The following is a 17,272-nucleotide window of genomic DNA, read 5'->3' on the forward strand; positions in this document are numbered from 1 at the left end:
ATGCTATTGCTATCAGGCAGTCGAAATCAGCATTCTGTGTCCTTCAATGTCCAGACGGCGGAAATTCATCCCGTAAGCCTGGGCCAGGTTCGGCGGCGTCAAAACTTCATCCCGGCGTCCACTGGCTAACAGTTTCCCTTGTTTAAGTAACCAGGCCCGATGCGCGTGACGCAATGTGTGATTGAGATCGTGACTGCTCATCACTATCGCCAGTCCTTGCTGGCACAGCGCGCTCAGAATTTTGTCTAACGCACTTTGCTGGGCAACATCAAGGCTGTTCATGGGTTCATCGAGAAGCAGCAATTGACCATCAGGATTGGCTTGCGGCGTGATTTGCAGTACCACCGCAGCAAGACGCACTCGTTGCCATTCACCGCCGGAAAGTTGATTAGTGTTACGTCCGAGCTTGTCATCAAGGGCCAGCGCCCCGGCAACATCATTTAGCAGGTCAGTACGCGTTTTATCATGCTGATGCATGGTCAGGTAATGCCATACCGGCATAGCAAATGGCGGCGTTTGTTGCTGCGAAAGGTAAGCACGATGCAGCGCGAGCTTCGCCGCGGACCATGCTTCCAGTGGCTGGCCAGCAAACTGAATGTTTCCCATACCGCTGGTCATTCCGGCCATCCGCGCCAGCAACGTACTCTTGCCTGCGCCGTTCGGCCCCACCAGATGCAGGATCTCCCCTGCCCGGACTTCGCCAGAAAGCGGCCCCAGGCGGGTTGATTCCGCAACATCCTGTAACTGCATCACAATAGACATTATTTCGCCAACGCCAGTTTAATGCTTTCCATCACAATAGGATCTTCCGGCGTCATATCCGGGGAAAAACGCTGGATAACCTTACCATCCCTGCCCACTAAGAATTTTTCAAAATTCCATAAAATATCATCAGGATACAGTGGTGCCCGCCCCTTACTGGCCAGGCGCGTATAGAATCCGCTTTCTTCCGGCGCAACGGCGGTCGGCGCTGCGGCAATCAATTTTTGGTACAGCGGATGACGACCTTCGCCATTAACTTCAACCTTACTGAACATCGGGAACGTCACACCCCAGGTCGTTGTACAGTAAGTTTTAATTTCTTCATCGCTGCCCGGCTCTTGCTCAAGAAACTGGTTGCACGGAAATCCCAATACTATAAAACCACGATCGGCCCAAGCTTTCTGAATGTTCTCTAACTGTTCATATTGCGGCGTTAAGCCACACTTTGAGGCGACATTGACAATCAGTAGCACATTACCGGCATATTTCTCCAGCGTGGTCACTTCACCGTCAATCGTCTTCACTACGGTGGTCAGTATGGAATCTTGCATCGTGTCTCCTGGATGAGGTCAGTAAAAATCTTAGCTTTTAATCATAGACCGTCTTTTGCGGCTAACGCCCTGCTTTTAACAATAACCAGATAAACACCGGCGCTCCCAGGGTTGCGGTGACCACACCAATGGGCAACTCGGCGGAAACCAGCGCCAGGCGAGCGACAATATCAGCGAGAAGCAATGCGGTAGCTCCCGCCAACGCACAGCCGGGAAGCAATACACGATGATCGGTTAACCCGCACAGCCGCAGAATATGCGGGATCACCAACCCAATAAATCCGATAGCACCAGCAAGCGCCACACTGACGCCGACCATCCAGCCGGTCGCGGCCACCAGCACATTGCGCCAGAACCACAGAGGCAAACCTAACTGTCGCGCCGGGATCTCACCAAGCGCTAACATATTCATCGGTCTGGACTGGCAGCAGACCCACAGCAGCACGGGAATCAACGCCAGCATCAACCAACTTTGCCGCCACTCAACGCCGCCAAAGCCGCCCATCATCCAATACATCAACTGCCGTAAATCAACAGAAGTGGAAAAGTAGATGGCCCACGTCATTAATGCACTACAGATAATCCCTAATGCAACCCCCGCCAGCAATAATCGGCTGGTCGAAAGATGACGACGAGCAAAACGTAAGAGAATTAAAGTGATAATGAGCGCACCAGCAATAGCACAAAGTCCCAGCGCCCACTCAGGTAATTGCCCTTGCCCCAGCAATACAGCAGCAATAAGCCCCACACCTGCACCGTTAGAGACGCCGAGTAGCCCGGGTTCTGCCAATGGGTTTTCAAATAACGCCTGCATCACTGCACCGGACAATGCCAGCGCCGCTCCAACCAATAGCACAGCCAGCGTGCGCGGAAGACGTATTTGCCAGATAAAAAGCTCGCCTCGGGGGGTAAACCAGTCATCTGGCGAGATCCATTGTTCACCAGCACAAAGGCTTAAAAGAAGCGCCAGCAGCATTAATGCTGACAAGGTAAATAACCAGCGTACATTTTGTCGCTGTTGTTGGCGGGCAAGTGTCAGCATGATATCCGTTCAGCTTCAGAATAATGCTGTTGATTTTACGGTGACTCAGCGGGAGTGAAAAGAAAAAAGGCCGCAGAGCGGCCTTTTTAGTTAGATCAGATTACTCGTCTTTGGGCGAAGCGTTTTCGACCCGGCTTTTTAACTTCTGCCCTGGTCTGAAGGTCACCACGCGCCGTGCTGTAATGGGAATATCTTCGCCCGTTTTCGGGTTACGTCCCGGACGTTGATTCTTATCACGCAGATCGAAGTTACCAAAGCCAGAGAGTTTTACCTGCTCGCCGTTTTCCAGAGCGCGACGGATCTCTTCGAAAAACAGTTCAACCAGTTCTTTGGCATCCCGCTTGCTAAGCCCAAGCTTATCAAACAGATATTCTGACATTTCAGCTTTTGTAAGCGCCATAGGTTCAATCCCTCAATGATGCCTGGAATCGCTCTTTTAATGCCTCTACACATTTGGCGACGGTAGCGGCAATCTCCTCTTCTTCGAGTGTACGGCTGGTATCTTGCAGGATCAGGCTTATGGCGAGGCTCTTATACCCCTCCGCAACACCCTTACCGCGGTACACGTCAAATAAGTTTACGCCAACTACCTGATTTACGCCAACTTTCTTACATTCGGATAAAATATCCGCAGCGGGAACGTTTTCTGCGACCACAACCGCGATGTCGCGACGGTTCGCCGGGAAGCGAGAAATCTCGCGCGCTTGAGGCACCACGCGGTCTGCGAGCTTGCTCCACTCCAGTTCGAACACCAGAGTGCGACCGTTGAGATCCAGTTTACGTTCCAGTTCAGGATGAACAACCCCAACAAAACCAATGCGTTCACCTTTCAGATAAATCGCTGCGGATTGTCCAGGATGCAGCGCCGGATTCGCTTCTGCACGGAACTCAACCTCATTCAGTTTACCAGTCAGGTCGAGAACGGATTCCAGATCACCTTTCAAATCATAGAAATCAACGGTCTCTTTTGCCAGGTTCCAGTGCTCTTCATAACGGTTACCGCAAATAACACCAGCTAACATCAGATCCTGACGAATGCCCAATGGTGCCTGGGTGTCCGGAACAAAACGCAGACCACTTTCGAAAATACGCACACGGTTTTGCTGACGGTTCTGGTTGTACACTACCGTTGCCAGCAGGCCAGTCCACAAAGAAAGGCGCATTGCTGACATTTCAACCGAGATCGGACTTGGCAGCAGTAACGCTTCTGCACCCGGGTGGATCATCTGCTGAACTTTCGGATCCACGAAGCTGTAGGTGATCACTTCCTGATAGCCTTTGTCGTTGAGAAGCGTTTTCACACGCTTGAGCGACAGGTCAGCTTCGCGGTGAGTGCCCATAATCAGGCTCGCCTGCACCGGCTCGTCCGGAATGTTGTTGTAGCCATAAACACGAGCGACCTCTTCGACCAGATCCTCTTCAATCTCCATGTCGAAACGCCAGCTCGGCGCAACTGCCTGCCACTCGTCCTTACCTTCGGTCACTTTGCAGCCGAGGCGGCGCAGAATGTCGGTAACCTGCTCATCGGCAATATGATGGCCGATCAGGCGATCCAGTTTGCTGCGACGTAAAGTGATAGTCGCACGCTTCGGCAGCGTTGCTTCGTTGGTGATATCGATAACCGGACCTGCTTCACCGCCGCAAATGTCAATCAGCAGACGAGTCGCACGTTCCATTGCTTTATGCTGCAGTGCCGGATCAACACCACGCTCGTAACGGTGAGACGCATCGGTATGCAGGCCATGACGACGAGCACGACCGGTGATAGACAGCGGGCTGAAGAAAGCGCATTCCAGCAAAACGTTTTGCGTTTCTTCATTTACGCCAGAATGTTCGCCGCCGAAGATGCCACCCATTGCCAGTGCCTTGTTGTGGTCAGCAATAACCAGAGTGTCAGCATTCAGCTTCGCTTCAGTGCCATCGAGCAACACCAGCGTTTCACCCTCTTTCGCCATCCGCACCACAATACCGCCTTCAATGCGATCTTTATCGAAAGCGTGCATCGGTTGACCCAGTTCAAGGAGCACGTAGTTGGTCACGTCAACGACCGCATCGATAGAACGAATGCCGCAGCGACGCAGTTTTTCTTTCATCCACAGCGGAGTTGGGGCTTTAACGTTAATGCCTTTTACGACGCGACCAAGATAACGCGGGCAGGCTTCAGGCGCTTCTACTGCAATCGGCAACGTATCGTCAATGGTTGCACCAACCGGAATGATTTCCGGTTCAACCAACGGCAACTGGTTCAGCACAGCAACGTCGCGCGCAACACCAATGATGCCTAAGCAGTCGGCACGGTTTGGCGTAACGCTGATTTCGATAGTGTTATCATCGAGTTTCAGGTATTCACGAATGTCAGTACCAATCGGCGCATCCGCTGGCAGTTCAATAATGCCGTTATGATCGTCAGAAATGCCCAGCTCGGAGAAAGAGCACAGCATCCCTTCAGACGGTTCGCCACGCAGTTTCGCCGCTTTAATTTTAAAATCACCCGGCAGAACAGCACCAATGGTCGCTACCGCCACACGCAGGCCCTGACGGCAGTTTGGTGCGCCACAGACAATATCCAGCAGGCGATCACCACCAACGTTGACTTTCGTCACTCGCAGTTTGTCAGCGTTTGGATGCTGTGCGCACTCAACTACTTCACCAACAACCACGCCATGGAAGCTACCGGCAACCGGTTCTACACCGTCAACTTCCAGACCCGCCATAGTGATTTGATTCGCCAGCGCATCGCTATCAATCGCTGGGTTCACCCATTCGCGTAACCACAGTTCACTGAATTTCATAATCTATTCCTGCCTTATTTAAACTGTTTGAGGAAACGCAGATCGTTTTCGAAGAATGAACGCAGGTCGGTGACGCCGTAACGCAACATAGTCAGGCGCTCCATCCCCATCCCAAAGGCAAAACCGGAGTAAACTTCCGGGTCGATACCGACGTTACGCAGCACATTTGGATGCACCATGCCGCAACCCAGCACTTCCAACCATTTGCCGTTTTTACCCATAACGTCCACTTCTGCAGACGGTTCGGTGAACGGGAAGTAGGAAGGACGGAAGCGGATCTGCAAATCTTCTTCAAAGAAGTTACGCAGGAAGTCGTGCAGTGTGCCTTTCAGGTTGGTAAAGCTGATGTTGGTGTCAACAATCAGGCCTTCCATCTGATGGAACATCGGTGTGTGAGTCTGGTCGTAGTCGTTACGATAAACACGGCCAGGTGCGATGATACGAATCGGTGGCTGCTGGGCTTTCATGGTGCGGATCTGTACGCCAGACGTCTGGGTACGCAGCAGGCGAGTAGCATCAAACCAGAAAGTGTCGTGGTCAGCGCGCGCCGGGTGGTGACCTGGAATGTTCAGAGCATCAAAGTTATGATAATCGTCTTCGATTTCCGGCCCGGTAGCCACGGTAAAGCCAAGCTCACCGAAGAAACTTTCGATACGGTCGATAGTACGGGTCACCGGATGCAGACCGCCGTTTTCAATACGACGCCCCGGCAAGGAGACATCAATAGTCTCTGCTGCCAGACGCGCATTCAACGCCGCGCTTTCCAGCTCGGCTTTACGCGCATTCAGCGCCTGCTGCACCTGCTCTTTTGCTTCGTTGATAACCGCACCGGCTGCCGGACGCTCTTCTGGCGGCAGCTCACGCAGGGTCGTCATCTGAAGGGTCAAGTGCCCTTTTTTACCCAAATATTCGACGCGCACATTGTCTAACGCGGCAACATCTGACGCCTGGCTAATGGCCGCCTTCGCACTGGCAACCAGTTCTGCGAGATGTGACATGGTTTTCCTCATTGTGTCGGTGGTGACACTGGTTCGTTGGACTTAGAGCCTATCCCATCAGGCTATTTTACTTGCCATTTTGTCCCGGACAGTGCTCGAAATCCTCACGTACTTAAGTACGCTCCGGTTTCTCCGCGCTGGCCGTGTCCAAACTGACTGCGACAATTACGCCTGATGAGACAGGCTTTTTATTTTTCAGAACGCGCATACAAAAAAAGCCTCCACTGGGAGGCTTTCAGGCGCTGTTTTCCGTTTCTCTTCTCACGCGCTAGCCTCCTGGAGTCAGGTGCTAAAGTAAAAAAAGAAGCGGAAAATAGCAGCATTCATTGCTTGCGTTACCTTTTGGAACTTTTCAAAAGACCTTTATTGAAAAGGCTACGACGATAAAAGTCAATGTTCTGATAGTGTTGAAACGAAAAGAGGGAGACAAGCTCCCTCTTTCAACTGGCTTATGCCAGAGCTGCTTTCGCTTTTTCAACCAGAGCGGTGAACGCTACTTTGTCGAATACTGCGATGTCAGCCAGGATCTTACGGTCGATTTCAACAGAGGCTTTTTTCAGGCCATTGATGAATTTGCTGTAAGAAATACCGTTCTGACGTGCTGCTGCGTTGATACGCGCAATCCACAGTTGACGGAACTGACGCTTACGTTGACGACGGTCACGGTAAGCATACTGACCAGCCTTGATAACAGCCTGGAAGGCAACGCGGTATACGCGAGAACGCGCACCGTAGTAGCCTTTAGCTTGTTTCAAAATTTTCTTGTGACGTGCGCGTGCAATAACACCACGTTTTACGCGAGCCATATGTGCTCTCCTGTATCTATTCTAATTAAAAAGTTAAAAAACGTTAACGGCTTATGCGTACGGCAGGCACGCGATTACCAGGCCCAGATCGCCTTTAGAAACCATGGCTTTCGGACGCAGGTGACGTTTACGTTTGGTCGCTTTTTTGGTCAGAATGTGACGCAGGTTAGCGTGCTTGTGCTTAAAACCACCTTTACCGGTTTTTTTGAAGCGCTTAGCAGCACCGCGTACGGTCTTAATTTTTGGCATTTTAATAACTTCCACTTCGCATTGTTGATAAACAGAAACAAAGGCGAATCACCCTGTGAGCCGAGGCCCACAGGAATGATTACTTGATGGCCTTACTGTTTCTTCTTAGGAGCGAGCACCATGATCATCTGGCGGCCTTCGATCTTCGTTGGGAAGGATTCGACCACTGCCAGTTCTTGCAAATCGTCTTTCACGCGATTAAGCACTTCCATACCGATTTGCTGGTGCGCCATCTCACGACCGCGGAAACGCAGTGTGATTTTGGCTTTATCACCCTCTTCCAGAAAGCGAATCAGGCTGCGGAGTTTTACCTGATAGTCGCCTTCATCTGTACCAGGACGGAATTTAATTTCCTTAACCTGGATAACTTTTTGCTTTTTCTTCTGTTCCTTAGAAGACTTGCTCTTTTCATAGAGGAATTTGCCGTAATCCATGATACGACAAACCGGCGGCTCGGCGTTAGGGCTGATCTCGACTAAGTCTACTCCGGCTTCTTCAGCTTTCTCCAGAGCTTCTCTCAGACTCACAATACCAAGCTGCTCGCCTTCCAGACCTGTTAAGCGAACTTCCTGGGCGCGAATTTCGCCATTAATACGGTTAGGGCGCGCCGTTTGAACTCGTTTTCCGCCTTTAATACCTTATTCCTCCAATTGTTTAAGACTGCGGCTGCGAATCTCTTGTTGCAGCTTCTCGATCACTTCATTTACGTCCATGCTTCCCAGGTCTTTACCACGGCGGGTGCGAACGGCAACTTTGCCAGATTCCACCTCTTTATCACCACAGACCAACATATACGGGACGCGACGCAAAGTGTGCTCGCGGATTTTAAAGCCAATCTTCTCATTTCTCAAGTCTGCTTTAACACGAATGCCCGCATTTGATAGTTTTTGCGTCAATTCGTTAACGTATTCAGACTGCGAATCAGTAATGTTCATGATAACAACCTGAACCGGCGCAAGCCAGGTCGGGAAGAAACCAGCGAACTCTTCGGTCAGGATACCGATGAAACGTTCCATAGACCCCAGAATTGCGCGGTGAATCATTACCGGAACCTTACGCTCGTTGTCTTCGCCCACATAGGAGGCGCTCAGACGAGACGGCAAGGAGAAGTCCAGCTGTACCGTACCGCACTGCCATGCACGATCGAGGCAGTCATACAGGGTAAATTCAATTTTCGGACCGTAGAAAGCGCCTTCACCCAGTTGATATTCAAACGGGATGTTGTTTTCTTCCAGCGCAACTGCCAGGTCCGCCTCAGCACGATCCCACATTTCGTCGCTGCCAATACGTTTTTCAGGACGAGTGGAAAGTTTGACCACGATTTTCTCGAAGCCAAAAGTGCTGTACATATCATAGACTAAACGGATACATCCGTTAACTTCATCGCGAATTTGTTCTTCAGTACAGAAGATATGCGCGTCATCCTGGGTGAAACCACGTACACGCATCAGTCCATGCAGAGAACCTGACGGCTCGTTACGGTGGCAGCTACCGAACTCGGCCATACGCAGCGGCAGATCGCGATACGACTTCAGCCCCTGGTTGAAAATTTGTACGTGACCCGGGCAGTTCATCGGCTTAATGCAGTATTCACGGTTCTCTGAAGACGTGGTGAACATCGCATCTTTGTAGTTTTCCCAGTGTCCGGTTTTTTCCCACAGGACGCGGTCCATCATGAACGGACCTTTTACTTCCTGATACTGGTACTCTTTCAGTTTAGAACGTACGAACACTTCCAGTTCACGGAAGATTGTCCAGCCGTCGTTGTGCCAGAACACCATACCCGGCGCTTCTTCCTGCATATGGTACAGGTCAAGCTGCTTACCGATTTTACGGTGGTCGCGTTTCGCGGCTTCTTCCAGGCGCTGCAGGTAAGCGTTGAGGGCTTTTTTGTCTGCCCACGCAGTACCGTAAATACGCTGCAACATTTTGTTGTTGCTATCGCCGCGCCAGTAAGCCCCTGCCGTTTTCATCAGTTTGAAGTGATGGCAGAAACGCATGTTCGGTACGTGCGGACCGCGGCACATATCGACATATTCTTCATGAAAATAGAGACCCGGCAGGTCATCATGGGCAATATTTTCGTCCAGGATGGAGACTTTATAGCTCTCGCCGCGTTTAACAAACGTTTCACGCGCTTCGTGCCAGCTAACTTTCTTCTTAATGACGTCGTAGTTTTTCTCAGCAAGCTCATGCATCCGCTTCTCGAGTGCTTCGACATCTTCCTGGGTTAACGTGCGGTCAAGATCAACGTCATAATAGAAACCGTTGTCAATAACCGGGCCGATTGCCATTTTGGTATGCGGCCAAAGTTGTTTAATTGCGTGCCCTAACAGGTGCGCGCAGGAGTGACGAATGATCTCCAGACCTTCTTCGTCTTTAGCGGTAATGATCGCCAGTTTAGCGTCGTTTTCAATCAAATCGCACGCATCTACCAGTTCGCCATTAACGCGCCCTGCGATACAGGCTTTCGCCAGACCTGGACCAATGTCCAGCGCAACATCCATGGGGCTTACAGCGTGGTCGTAATGGCGTTGGCTGCCATCAGGAAGAGTAATAACAGGCATGTTATATCCTTATTTGCAGTGGTGACCCACACGAAAGATCACATACAAAGATTCATATGAAATTTACCAAAAAGGTTTGGATTGATTCCCGCTTCACTCTGCGAAATATGTCACAGCATACCGGTTGGTGATGCCAGACCTACACCCACTTTCTGATAATACCGCCTGGCAGTTTACACGGTATTTGTTGTCGGGCAAAGCGACAATCACCATGATCGATATGATATAAATCAACACAGGCAACACCTGCCCATTTTGTTACACTCGATTATCGACTACTCGAAATACGCAGGAAAATCGCATGCCGACAAAACGTTTTGACAAAAAACACTGGAAGATGGTGGTGGTACTACTGGCTATCTGTGGCGCGATGCTGTTACTGCGTTGGGCAGCAATGATTTGGGGCTGAATGGTAAGACTCTATCCGCTAACGTAAAAGCCAGACCGCACGTCGCAGTCCGGCAGTAATAGTTACATTTTATATCCCAGCGATAACGTTGTTCGGCGGTCAGTATGTTCTGGGGCCGATTCAGGCGGTTCAGAGTTCCACGTGACGTTGTAAGCCACTTTAAGACCGAAATGCTCATTGATGGCAACATTCAGCGCACTTTCCGAGTTTAACGTCGTGTCTTCCGCGCCAAAGACGGAAACACCTTGGGTAAATTTAGTGTTGTCGGTCAACTGCCACGCATAAGCCCCGGAAGCATAACCCAGCGGCTGAGTTTCACTGGCATTGTCGGTATATTTGTCGTAACGCACGCCAGGACCGAATTCAAAGCGGAAACTGTGTACCGGACCATTCAAAAACTGGCGACCATAACCCGCAGTCAGCACATCGCGTTCGCGATAACCGTTATAACGGTCTGTCAGCCAACTAGCCTGACCAAATAAATAGTCATAGTCAGTTAAATTAAAACGGCTACGCCCGCCCACCGCATATTTTTCCGAAGAACGTTCATCATTAGAAGACGTATTGCTGGCGTTCCCCCACAGCGACCAGGCAGTAGTATACCCATACCAGGTCATAGTGGTATCAGCCGTTAGTGAAGAACTTTTCGTGTTACCTGATTGTGCAAGGTAACCTGCATTCAGATTACCTTCGAAAGGTTTTTTGGCGCTGGCAGGGTCGTCCATGACAGTAAAAACGGAATCATCGGCAGTTGCATTCAGAGACGCAAACATACCCCCCGCCAACATAACGATGGCAGGAACTGTCTTCAAAAGCTTCATTTATTAAAAGTCCGTACAACAAAAAAAGAGACCATCGCGGTCCCGGAAACTTTCTTGAGGATCAAAGAGTAGCGTCCCTGGAAAGGTAACAAATTATAAAAAGGAGTGAAAAACTTAGCAATGACTTCTTATTTCATTTTTTGAATAAGCACATTGCGAAAACAGATATTTATTTATATATCTTTACCCGATTAATTTTATATAAATATCCAATAAATCATATTGTTAATTTCTTCACTTTCCACTGATTCAGTGCCAGACTGAAATCAGCCTATAGGAGGAAATGATGGTACGTATCTATACGTTGACACTTGCGCCTTCTCTCGATAGCGCAACAATTACCCCGCAAATTTATCCCGAAGGAAAACTGCGCTGTACCGCCCCGGTGTTTGAGCCTGGTGGCGGCGGTATTAACGTCGCCCGCGCCATTGCTCACCTTGGGGGTAGCGCCACGGCAATCTTCCCGGCTGGCGGCGCAACCGGCGAACATCTGGTTTCACTGCTGGCTGATGAAAATGTCCCGGTCGCCACTGTCGAAGCAAAAGACTGGACCCGCCAGAATCTGCACGTACATGTAGAATCTACGGGTGAGCAGTACCGATTTGTCATGCCTGGCGCGACGTTAAGTGAAGATGAATTTCGTCAACTTGAAGAACAGGTTCTGGAAATTGAATCTGGGGCTATCCTGGTCATAAGCGGCAGTCTGCCCCCAGGTGTGAAGCTGGAAAAATTAACTCAACTTATCTCCGCTGCACAAAAACAAGGGATTCGTTGCATTGTCGACAGTTCCGGCGATGCACTAAGCGCGGCACTGGCCATTGGCAATATCGAACTGGTGAAACCTAACCAGAAAGAGCTCAGCGCACTGGTCAATCGCGAACTCACCCAGCCAGATGATGTGCGCAAAGCCGCGCAGGAAATCGTAAATAGTGGTAAGGCCAAACGGGTTGTTGTTTCTCTTGGCCCGCAAGGGGCGTTGGGAGTGGACAGCGAAAACTGCATTCAGGTAGTGCCGCCACCGGTGAAAAGCCAGAGTACCGTCGGTGCAGGTGACAGCATGGTCGGCGCGATGACGCTGAAGCTGGCGGAAAATGCCCCTCTTGAAGAAATGGTTCGTTTTGGCGTAGCCGCAGGTAGTGCCGCCACGCTCAATCAAGGAACTCGCCTGTGCTCCCATGACGATACGCAAAAAATTTACGCTTACCTTTCCCACTAATAGAGATATTCCCCCAACATTGGGGGAATCACCACAAACCTGTCGGCAACGCGTTTCTCCGACTATGCTAAAAAATCACGTGATAACAAAGAGGTGAATTATGGCCGGTGGCGACCTTGTCCGCTATGTCATTACCGTCATGTTGCATGAAGACACATTAACTGAAATTAATGAGTTAAATAACTTTCTGACACGCGACGGTTTTTTACTGACCATGACGGATGATGACGGAAATATCCATGAGCTGGGAACGAACACCTTTGGGCTTATCAGTACTCAAAATGAAGATGAAATAAGAGAGCTGGTTGCCGGGCTTACCCAAAGTGCAACCGGCAAATCCCCGGAAATCACAATCACCACCTGGGAGAAATGGTATAGCGACAGAAAATAAATGGTTTTTGGGCAATAATCAGTCTGTGGTGTGCGTTAGCTCGTGTTTTTTCACCGCATTCTTGCGCTAACTTTATGATCTGGCAGACAACATGGGAGAGACATCATGTGGCAGGCAATCAGTCGTCTTTTGAGCGAGCAGTTAGGTGAAGGCGAAATCGAACTGCGTAATGAACTGCCTGGCGGGGAAGTCCATGCCGCATGGCATTTGCGCTATGCTGGACGTGATTTTTTCGTCAAATGTGATGAAAGGGACCTGCTTTCCGGTTTTACCGCCGAAGCCGATCAACTGGAATTATTATCACGCAGTAAAACCGTTACTGTGCCCAGAGTCTGGGCTGTTGGCGCTGACCGGGACTACAGTTTTTTGGTGATGGACTATCTCCCGCCTCGCCCATTGGATGCACACAACGCATTTATTTTAGGGCAGCAAATTGCGCGCCTGCATCAATGGAGTGATCAGCCACAATTTGGCCTCGATTTCGATAACGCACTTTCGACTACTCCACAACCCAACACCTGGCAACGTCGCTGGGCAACGTTTTTTGCTGAACAACGTATTGGCTGGCAACTGGAACTGGCGGCAGAAAAAGGGATCGCCTTCGGCAATATCGACGCCATCGTCGAACACATTCAGCAACGTCTGGCCTCACATCAGCCGCAGCCGTCACTGTTACACGGTGATTTATGGTCCGGAAACTGTGCGCTGGGTCCGAATGGCCCGTACATTTTCGATCCCGCTTGTTACTGGGGCGACAGAGAGTGCGATCTGGCGATGTTGCCGCTGCACACTGAACAACCGCCGCAAATCTATGACGGCTATCAGTCAGTTTCACCGCTACCGGCAGATTTCCTCGAACGTCAACCAATTTACCAGCTCTACACGTTACTTAATCGTGCAAGGTTGTTTGGCGGGCAGCATTTGGTTATTGCTCAGCAGTCACTGGATAGATTATTAGCGGCGTGATGTGAGTTGATGATAATGGCCGCTTCGCGCGGCCTTTTGATTAAATAAACCCAAGCAGAGAAAAAAACACATACCCAGCAGCAATACAAATGACCGGCAGGATATAGAGTGAAAAAAACTGCAAGAAAATGGTATGGTGCGGAACAACAATGCGTGACTCAATCTGTTCACGCGTTAACCCCTCGTCTCCTTTAGCCTTCTCCAGAATGAGTTGATCCTCAACACCTTCACGTAAGAAACGCGCCTGGCGGCTCATACGGGCACCGGAATCTTGCAACGCAAGTCCAACAAATATCAGGATGAAAATCACCCAGAACATAATATTCACACCGCCATTAAAATTGGGCGTCGGTGAGTTGTACCAGAACAGATTCAAAAAAGGCGTATTCGCCTGCATCATATCGATCATGACATGGGTAAAGTCGAGCATGACCGCATTAATGCCTTCCTGATTTTCCTGCCGGGTATTCATAAATTTCAGCAAAGAAATCAGCGTAGAGATCAGTGCGGGTATAAAAATCACCCAACCGAAAATCCTTTTCAAAACAGCAATGCGTCCAGCTTGTTGATACGTCATGAGTTCTCCTTGATTAAGACGCGTCGATTCACTTAGTTTACCTGTAGATATCTGTTTTCGCCCATTCTTTAAAGGCGATATGATAGGCGCTTAATCATAAGCACTGCTTAATACCTTACACTTAATGCTCTAAAGGAGAGGTTGTAATGTCAACCCCGCGACAGATTCTTGCTGCAATTTTCGATATGGATGGATTACTTATCGACTCTGAACCTTTATGGGATCGAGCCGAACTGGATGTGATGGCAAGCCTGGGGGTGGACATCTCCCGTCGTAACGAGCTACCGGACACCTTAGGTTTACGCATCGATATGGTGGTTGATCTGTGGTACGCCCGGCAACCGTGGCGTGGGCCGGGTCGTCAGGAAGTGGTAGAACGGGTTATTGCTCGTGCCATTTCACTGGTTGAAGAGACTCGGCCATTACTGCCTGGTGTGCGTGAGGCCGTTGCGCTGTGCAAAGAACACGGTTTATTGGTTGGCCTGGCCTCTGCGTCGCCGTTACATATGCTGGAAAAAGTGCTGACCATGTTTGACTTACGTGACAGTTTCGATGCCCTCGCCTCCGCAGAAAAACTGCCTTACAGCAAACCGCACCCGCAAGTGTATCTCGACTGCGCAGCAAAGCTGGGTATTGATCCGCTGGCCTGCGTGGCGCTGGAAGATTCTGTAAACGGTATGATCGCCTCTAAAGCAGCCCGTATGCGTTCCATCGTCGTTCCTGCGCCAGAAGCGCAAAATGATCCACGTTTTGTGTTGGCAAACGTGAAGCTTTCATCTCTCACCGAACTCACCGCGGAAGACCTCCTCGGCTAATAAAAATCGGGCAGTGTCATCACTGCCCCTGGTTTTTTATCTGAATTTTTATTCAACTGGCGGATTTATCATCATTTTGTGATAAAGAGTTACACCGTCACCACTTCCGCGCACTGTATAAAAATCCTATACTGTACGTATCGACAGTTTAGTGAGTTTTATCATGACGGCGGAAGGTCACCTTCTTTTTTCTATTGCTTGCGCGGTATTTGCCAAAAATGCCGAACTAACGCCCGTGCTGGCACAGGGTGACTGGTGGCATATTGTCCCTTCCGCAATCTTAACGTGTCTGTTACCGGACATCGACCACCCAAAATCGTTTCTTGGGCAGCGATTAAAGTGGATATCAAAACCCATTGCCCGGGCATTTGGACACCGTGGATTTACCCACAGTCTGCTGGCGGTCTTTGCGTTGCTGGCGACCTTTTATCTTAAAGTTCCGGAAAGCTGGTTTATTCCGGCTGATGCTTTGCAAGGTATGGTGCTGGGTTATTTGAGCCATATCCTTGCCGATATGCTGACACCGGCTGGCGTTCCCCTCCTCTGGCCATGTCGCTGGCGCTTCCGCCTGCCAATTCTGGTGCCACAAAAGGGCAATCAACTGGAACGTTTTCTCTGCATGGCATTATTTGTCTGGTCGGTGTGGATGCCCCATTCATTGCCCGAAAACAGTGCCGTGCGTTGGTCATCGGAAATGATCAATACCTTGCAGATCCAGTTTCATCGCCTTATTAAGCATCAGGTTGAATATTAAAGCGGCAAAAACCGTCTTTCTGGAATAAGCAATTCCATTTGAATATAAGAGCCAGCTCACAGTTCTGTTAATCTTGCGACAACACTATGACTGTTACACAGTGATAGAAATAATAAGATCAGGAGAACGGGGATGAACTTTCCATTAATTGCGAACATCGTGGTGTTCGTTGTGCTGCTGTTTGCGTTGGCCCAGACTCGCCACAAACAGTGGAGTCTGGCAAAAAAAGTGCTGGTGGGTCTGGTGATGGGCGTGGTCTTTGGCCTTGCTCTGCACACCATTTATGGTTCTGACAGCCAGGTACTTAAAGATTCTGTACAGTGGTTTAACATTGTCGGTAACGGCTATGTTCAGCTACTGCAAATGATCGTCATGCCGTTAGTATTCGCCTCTATTCTGAGCGCGGTTGCTCGCCTGCATAACGCATCTCAGTTAGGCAAAATCAGTTTTCTGACCATCGGTACGCTGCTGTTTACCACGCTGATTGCGGCGCTGGTCGGTGTGCTGGTGACCAACCTGTTTGGTCTGACTGCTGAAGGTCTGGTTCAGGGTGGCGCAGAGACGGCGCGTCTGAACGCTATCGAAAGCAACTATGTTGGTAAAGTTGCAGACTTAAGTGTTCCGCAACTCATTCTGTCCTTTATCCCGAAAAACCCGTTTGCCGATTTGACTGGTGCCAATCCGACGTCAATTATCAGCGTGGTAATTTTTGCCGCCTTCCTTGGTGTCGCCGCGCTAAAACTGCTGAAAGATGATGCGCCGAAAGGTGAACGCGTCTTAACCGCTATCGACACGCTGCAAAGCTGGGTGATGAAACTGGTTCGCCTGGTCATGCAATTGACCCCTTACGGCGTGCTTGCGCTGATGACCAAAGTCGTTGCCGGTTCCAATCTGCAAGACATCATTAAGCTGGGTAGCTTCGTTGTCGCGTCCTACCTGGGTCTTATCATTATGTTTGCGGTACATGGCATTCTGCTGGGTATTAACGGCGTAAGCCCGCTGAAATACTTCCGTAAAGTATGGCCAGTACTGACGTTTGCCTTCACCAGTCGCTCCAGCGCCGCGTCTATTCCGCTGAACGTAGAAGCGCAAACGCGTCGTCTGGGTGTTCCTGAATCCATTGCCAGTTTCGCCGCTTCTTTCGGTGCGACCATTGGTCAGAACGGCTGTGCTGGTTTGTATCCGGCAATGCTGGCGGTGATGGTTGCACCTACAGTTGGCATTAACCCGCTGGATCCAATGTGGATTGCGACACTCGTCGGTATCGTCACGGTGAGTTCAGCAGGTGTTGCAGGTGTTGGTGGTGGTGCGACATTCGCCGCGTTGATTGTTCTGCCAGCAATGGGCTTACCGGTAACGCTGGTGGCTCTGCTAATCTCCGTTGAACCGCTTATCGATATGGGCCGAACTGCATTGAACGTTAGCGGCTCAATGACCGCAGGTACGCTGACCAGCCAGTGGCTGAAGCAAACCGATAAGTCCATTCTGGACAGCGAAGACGACGCCGAGCTGGCACACCGTTAATCCTGGTTTATAACGCAAAACGCCTGTCATCC

20 protein-coding genes and 1 other annotated feature are annotated in these 17,272 nt (G+C 50.2%); of the genes, 7 read left to right on the plus strand and 13 right to left on the minus strand.

Annotated features, from left to right (window positions below; genetic code table 11):
- Window positions 1–12: 12 nt before the first annotated feature.
- The 11 genes from btuD to thrS all read right to left on the minus strand — a co-directional run bounded on the left by btuD (window position 13) and on the right by thrS (window position 9,767).
- Window positions 13–762 carry a vitamin B12 ABC transporter ATP-binding protein BtuD gene (btuD, locus tag ESM_RS0102220; protein ID WP_000029478.1) on the minus strand — a complete coding sequence of 250 codons (750 nt, stop codon included), beginning with the start codon at window positions 760–762 and terminating at the stop codon, window positions 13–15.
- A complete protein-coding gene (btuE, locus tag ESM_RS0102225) occupies window positions 762–1,313 on the minus strand; it encodes a bifunctional thioredoxin/glutathione peroxidase (RefSeq protein WP_001154204.1) in 552 nt (183 codons plus the stop codon). The genes btuD and btuE overlap by 1 nt, the downstream gene beginning before the upstream one ends.
- 61 nt (window positions 1,314–1,374) lie before the next feature.
- A complete protein-coding gene (btuC, locus tag ESM_RS0102230; protein WP_000956546.1) occupies window positions 1,375–2,355 on the minus strand; it encodes a vitamin B12 ABC transporter permease BtuC in 981 nt (326 codons plus the stop codon).
- A 100-nt stretch (window positions 2,356–2,455) separates the two neighbouring features.
- Complete coding sequence (gene ihfA, locus ESM_RS0102235; protein WP_001229265.1) at window positions 2,456–2,755, minus strand: integration host factor subunit alpha; 300 nt, start codon at window positions 2,753–2,755, stop codon at window positions 2,456–2,458.
- A gap of 4 nt (window positions 2,756–2,759) precedes the next feature.
- On the minus strand, window positions 2,760–5,147 hold the full coding sequence (pheT, locus tag ESM_RS0102240) for a phenylalanine--tRNA ligase subunit beta (protein ID WP_000672317.1): 2,388 nt from the start codon (window positions 5,145–5,147) through the stop codon (window positions 2,760–2,762).
- 14 nt (window positions 5,148–5,161) lie between these two features.
- The gene (gene pheS, locus ESM_RS0102245) at window positions 5,162–6,145 is read right to left on the minus strand and encodes a phenylalanine--tRNA ligase subunit alpha (RefSeq protein ID WP_000018588.1); all 984 of its coding nucleotides are present in this window, start codon (window positions 6,143–6,145) and stop codon (window positions 5,162–5,164) included.
- A gap of 208 nt (window positions 6,146–6,353) precedes the next feature.
- Window positions 6,354–6,478: a sequence feature (Phe leader region), on the minus strand.
- Window positions 6,428–6,472 (minus strand): pheST operon leader peptide PheM, encoded by a 45-nt coding sequence (pheM, locus tag ESM_RS1000000128260; protein WP_001386830.1) that lies wholly within the window; start codon window positions 6,470–6,472, stop codon window positions 6,428–6,430. Its footprint overlaps the feature before it by 45 nt.
- A gap of 116 nt (window positions 6,479–6,594) precedes the next feature.
- On the minus strand, window positions 6,595–6,951 hold the full coding sequence (rplT, locus tag ESM_RS0102250; RefSeq protein ID WP_000124850.1) for a 50S ribosomal protein L20: 357 nt from the start codon (window positions 6,949–6,951) through the stop codon (window positions 6,595–6,597).
- A 51-nt stretch (window positions 6,952–7,002) separates the two neighbouring features.
- Entirely contained in the window at window positions 7,003–7,200 is a 198-nt protein-coding gene (gene rpmI, locus ESM_RS0102255) for a 50S ribosomal protein L35 (RefSeq protein ID WP_001124225.1), read from the minus strand.
- Window positions 7,201–7,292: 92 nt separating this feature from the next.
- Window positions 7,293–7,835, minus strand: a complete 543-nt coding sequence (gene infC / locus ESM_RS01000000123795) for a translation initiation factor IF-3 (RefSeq protein WP_001700733.1) — start codon at window positions 7,833–7,835, stop codon at window positions 7,293–7,295.
- Between the two features lie 3 nt (window positions 7,836–7,838).
- The gene (gene thrS / locus ESM_RS0102265) at window positions 7,839–9,767 is read right to left on the minus strand and encodes a threonine--tRNA ligase (RefSeq protein ID WP_001144185.1); all 1,929 of its coding nucleotides are present in this window, start codon (window positions 9,765–9,767) and stop codon (window positions 7,839–7,841) included.
- Between the two features lie 301 nt (window positions 9,768–10,068).
- Here thrS and yniD point away from each other — a divergent pair, with 301 nt between their 5' ends.
- Window positions 10,069–10,176, plus strand: a complete 108-nt coding sequence (gene yniD, locus ESM_RS01000000123800) for a small membrane protein YniD (protein ID WP_001142445.1) — start codon at window positions 10,069–10,071, stop codon at window positions 10,174–10,176.
- A 62-nt stretch (window positions 10,177–10,238) separates the two neighbouring features.
- On the opposite strand, the gene ESM_RS0102275 is transcribed toward yniD, so the two are convergent.
- A complete protein-coding gene (locus ESM_RS0102275) occupies window positions 10,239–10,997 on the minus strand; it encodes a DUF481 domain-containing protein (protein ID WP_000771407.1) in 759 nt (252 codons plus the stop codon).
- Window positions 10,998–11,283: 286 nt separating this feature from the next.
- Here ESM_RS0102275 and pfkB point away from each other — a divergent pair, with 286 nt between their 5' ends.
- The 3 genes from pfkB (at window position 11,284) to ESM_RS0102290 (ending at window position 13,570) form a co-directional block, all read left to right on the plus strand.
- Window positions 11,284–12,213: a 6-phosphofructokinase II gene (gene pfkB, locus ESM_RS0102280; protein WP_000251744.1), complete on the plus strand. Its 930-nt coding sequence runs from the start codon at window positions 11,284–11,286 to the stop codon at window positions 12,211–12,213.
- Window positions 12,214–12,313: 100 nt separating this feature from the next.
- The gene (gene ghoS / locus ESM_RS0102285; RefSeq protein WP_000896961.1) at window positions 12,314–12,604 is read left to right on the plus strand and encodes a type V toxin-antitoxin system endoribonuclease antitoxin GhoS; all 291 of its coding nucleotides are present in this window, start codon (window positions 12,314–12,316) and stop codon (window positions 12,602–12,604) included.
- 105 nt (window positions 12,605–12,709) lie between these two features.
- Window positions 12,710–13,570 carry a fructosamine kinase family protein gene (locus tag ESM_RS0102290; RefSeq protein WP_000267664.1) on the plus strand — a complete coding sequence of 287 codons (861 nt, stop codon included), beginning with the start codon at window positions 12,710–12,712 and terminating at the stop codon, window positions 13,568–13,570.
- 40 nt (window positions 13,571–13,610) lie between these two features.
- Here ESM_RS0102290 and ESM_RS0102295 read toward each other — a convergent pair whose 3' ends face one another.
- Window positions 13,611–14,147 (minus strand): YniB family protein, encoded by a 537-nt coding sequence (locus ESM_RS0102295; RefSeq protein ID WP_000222161.1) that lies wholly within the window; start codon window positions 14,145–14,147, stop codon window positions 13,611–13,613.
- A gap of 146 nt (window positions 14,148–14,293) precedes the next feature.
- Between ESM_RS0102295 and hxpB the strand changes: the two genes are divergently transcribed.
- The 3 genes from hxpB (at window position 14,294) to tcyP (ending at window position 17,240) form a co-directional block, all read left to right on the plus strand.
- Entirely contained in the window at window positions 14,294–14,962 is a 669-nt protein-coding gene (gene hxpB, locus ESM_RS0102300) for a hexitol phosphatase HxpB (protein ID WP_000106844.1), read from the plus strand.
- Window positions 14,963–15,125: 163 nt separating this feature from the next.
- A complete protein-coding gene (locus tag ESM_RS0102305) occupies window positions 15,126–15,716 on the plus strand; it encodes a metal-dependent hydrolase (protein WP_001516308.1) in 591 nt (196 codons plus the stop codon).
- A gap of 132 nt (window positions 15,717–15,848) precedes the next feature.
- Complete coding sequence (tcyP, locus tag ESM_RS0102310) at window positions 15,849–17,240, plus strand: cystine/sulfocysteine:cation symporter (protein WP_001010689.1); 1,392 nt, start codon at window positions 15,849–15,851, stop codon at window positions 17,238–17,240.
- Window positions 17,241–17,272: the final 32 nt, after the last annotated feature.

Source organism: Escherichia sp. TW09308 (assembly GCF_000208565.1).
Lineage (GTDB): Bacteria > Pseudomonadota > Gammaproteobacteria > Enterobacterales > Enterobacteriaceae > Escherichia > Escherichia marmotae.

Excerpts from the sequence above, each read along its gene's own strand:
- btuD (WP_000029478.1), bottom strand. The coding sequence starts at position 762 with ATGTCTATTGTGATGCAGTTACAGGATGTTGCGGAATCAACCCGCCTG.
- btuE (WP_001154204.1), bottom strand. The coding sequence starts at position 1,313 with ATGCAAGATTCCATACTGACCACCGTAGTGAAGACGATTGACGGTGAA.
- btuC (WP_000956546.1), bottom strand. The coding sequence starts at position 2,355 with ATGCTGACACTTGCCCGCCAACAACAGCGACAAAATGTACGCTGGTTA.
- ihfA (WP_001229265.1), bottom strand. The coding sequence starts at position 2,755 with ATGGCGCTTACAAAAGCTGAAATGTCAGAATATCTGTTTGATAAGCTT.
- pheT (WP_000672317.1), bottom strand. The coding sequence starts at position 5,147 with ATGAAATTCAGTGAACTGTGGTTACGCGAATGGGTGAACCCAGCGATT.
- pheS (WP_000018588.1), bottom strand. The coding sequence starts at position 6,145 with ATGTCACATCTCGCAGAACTGGTTGCCAGTGCGAAGGCGGCCATTAGC.
- rplT (WP_000124850.1), bottom strand. The coding sequence starts at position 6,951 with ATGGCTCGCGTAAAACGTGGTGTTATTGCACGCGCACGTCACAAGAAA.
- rpmI (WP_001124225.1), bottom strand. The coding sequence starts at position 7,200 with ATGCCAAAAATTAAGACCGTACGCGGTGCTGCTAAGCGCTTCAAAAAA.
- thrS (WP_001144185.1), bottom strand. The coding sequence starts at position 9,767 with ATGCCTGTTATTACTCTTCCTGATGGCAGCCAACGCCATTACGACCAC.
- yniD (WP_001142445.1), top strand. The coding sequence starts at position 10,069 with ATGCCGACAAAACGTTTTGACAAAAAACACTGGAAGATGGTGGTGGTA.
- ESM_RS0102275 (WP_000771407.1), bottom strand. The coding sequence starts at position 10,997 with ATGAAGCTTTTGAAGACAGTTCCTGCCATCGTTATGTTGGCGGGGGGT.
- pfkB (WP_000251744.1), top strand. The coding sequence starts at position 11,284 with ATGGTACGTATCTATACGTTGACACTTGCGCCTTCTCTCGATAGCGCA.
- ghoS (WP_000896961.1), top strand. The coding sequence starts at position 12,314 with ATGGCCGGTGGCGACCTTGTCCGCTATGTCATTACCGTCATGTTGCAT.
- ESM_RS0102290 (WP_000267664.1), top strand. The coding sequence starts at position 12,710 with ATGTGGCAGGCAATCAGTCGTCTTTTGAGCGAGCAGTTAGGTGAAGGC.
- ESM_RS0102295 (WP_000222161.1), bottom strand. The coding sequence starts at position 14,147 with ATGACGTATCAACAAGCTGGACGCATTGCTGTTTTGAAAAGGATTTTC.
- hxpB (WP_000106844.1), top strand. The coding sequence starts at position 14,294 with ATGTCAACCCCGCGACAGATTCTTGCTGCAATTTTCGATATGGATGGA.
- ESM_RS0102305 (WP_001516308.1), top strand. The coding sequence starts at position 15,126 with ATGACGGCGGAAGGTCACCTTCTTTTTTCTATTGCTTGCGCGGTATTT.
- tcyP (WP_001010689.1), top strand. The coding sequence starts at position 15,849 with ATGAACTTTCCATTAATTGCGAACATCGTGGTGTTCGTTGTGCTGCTG.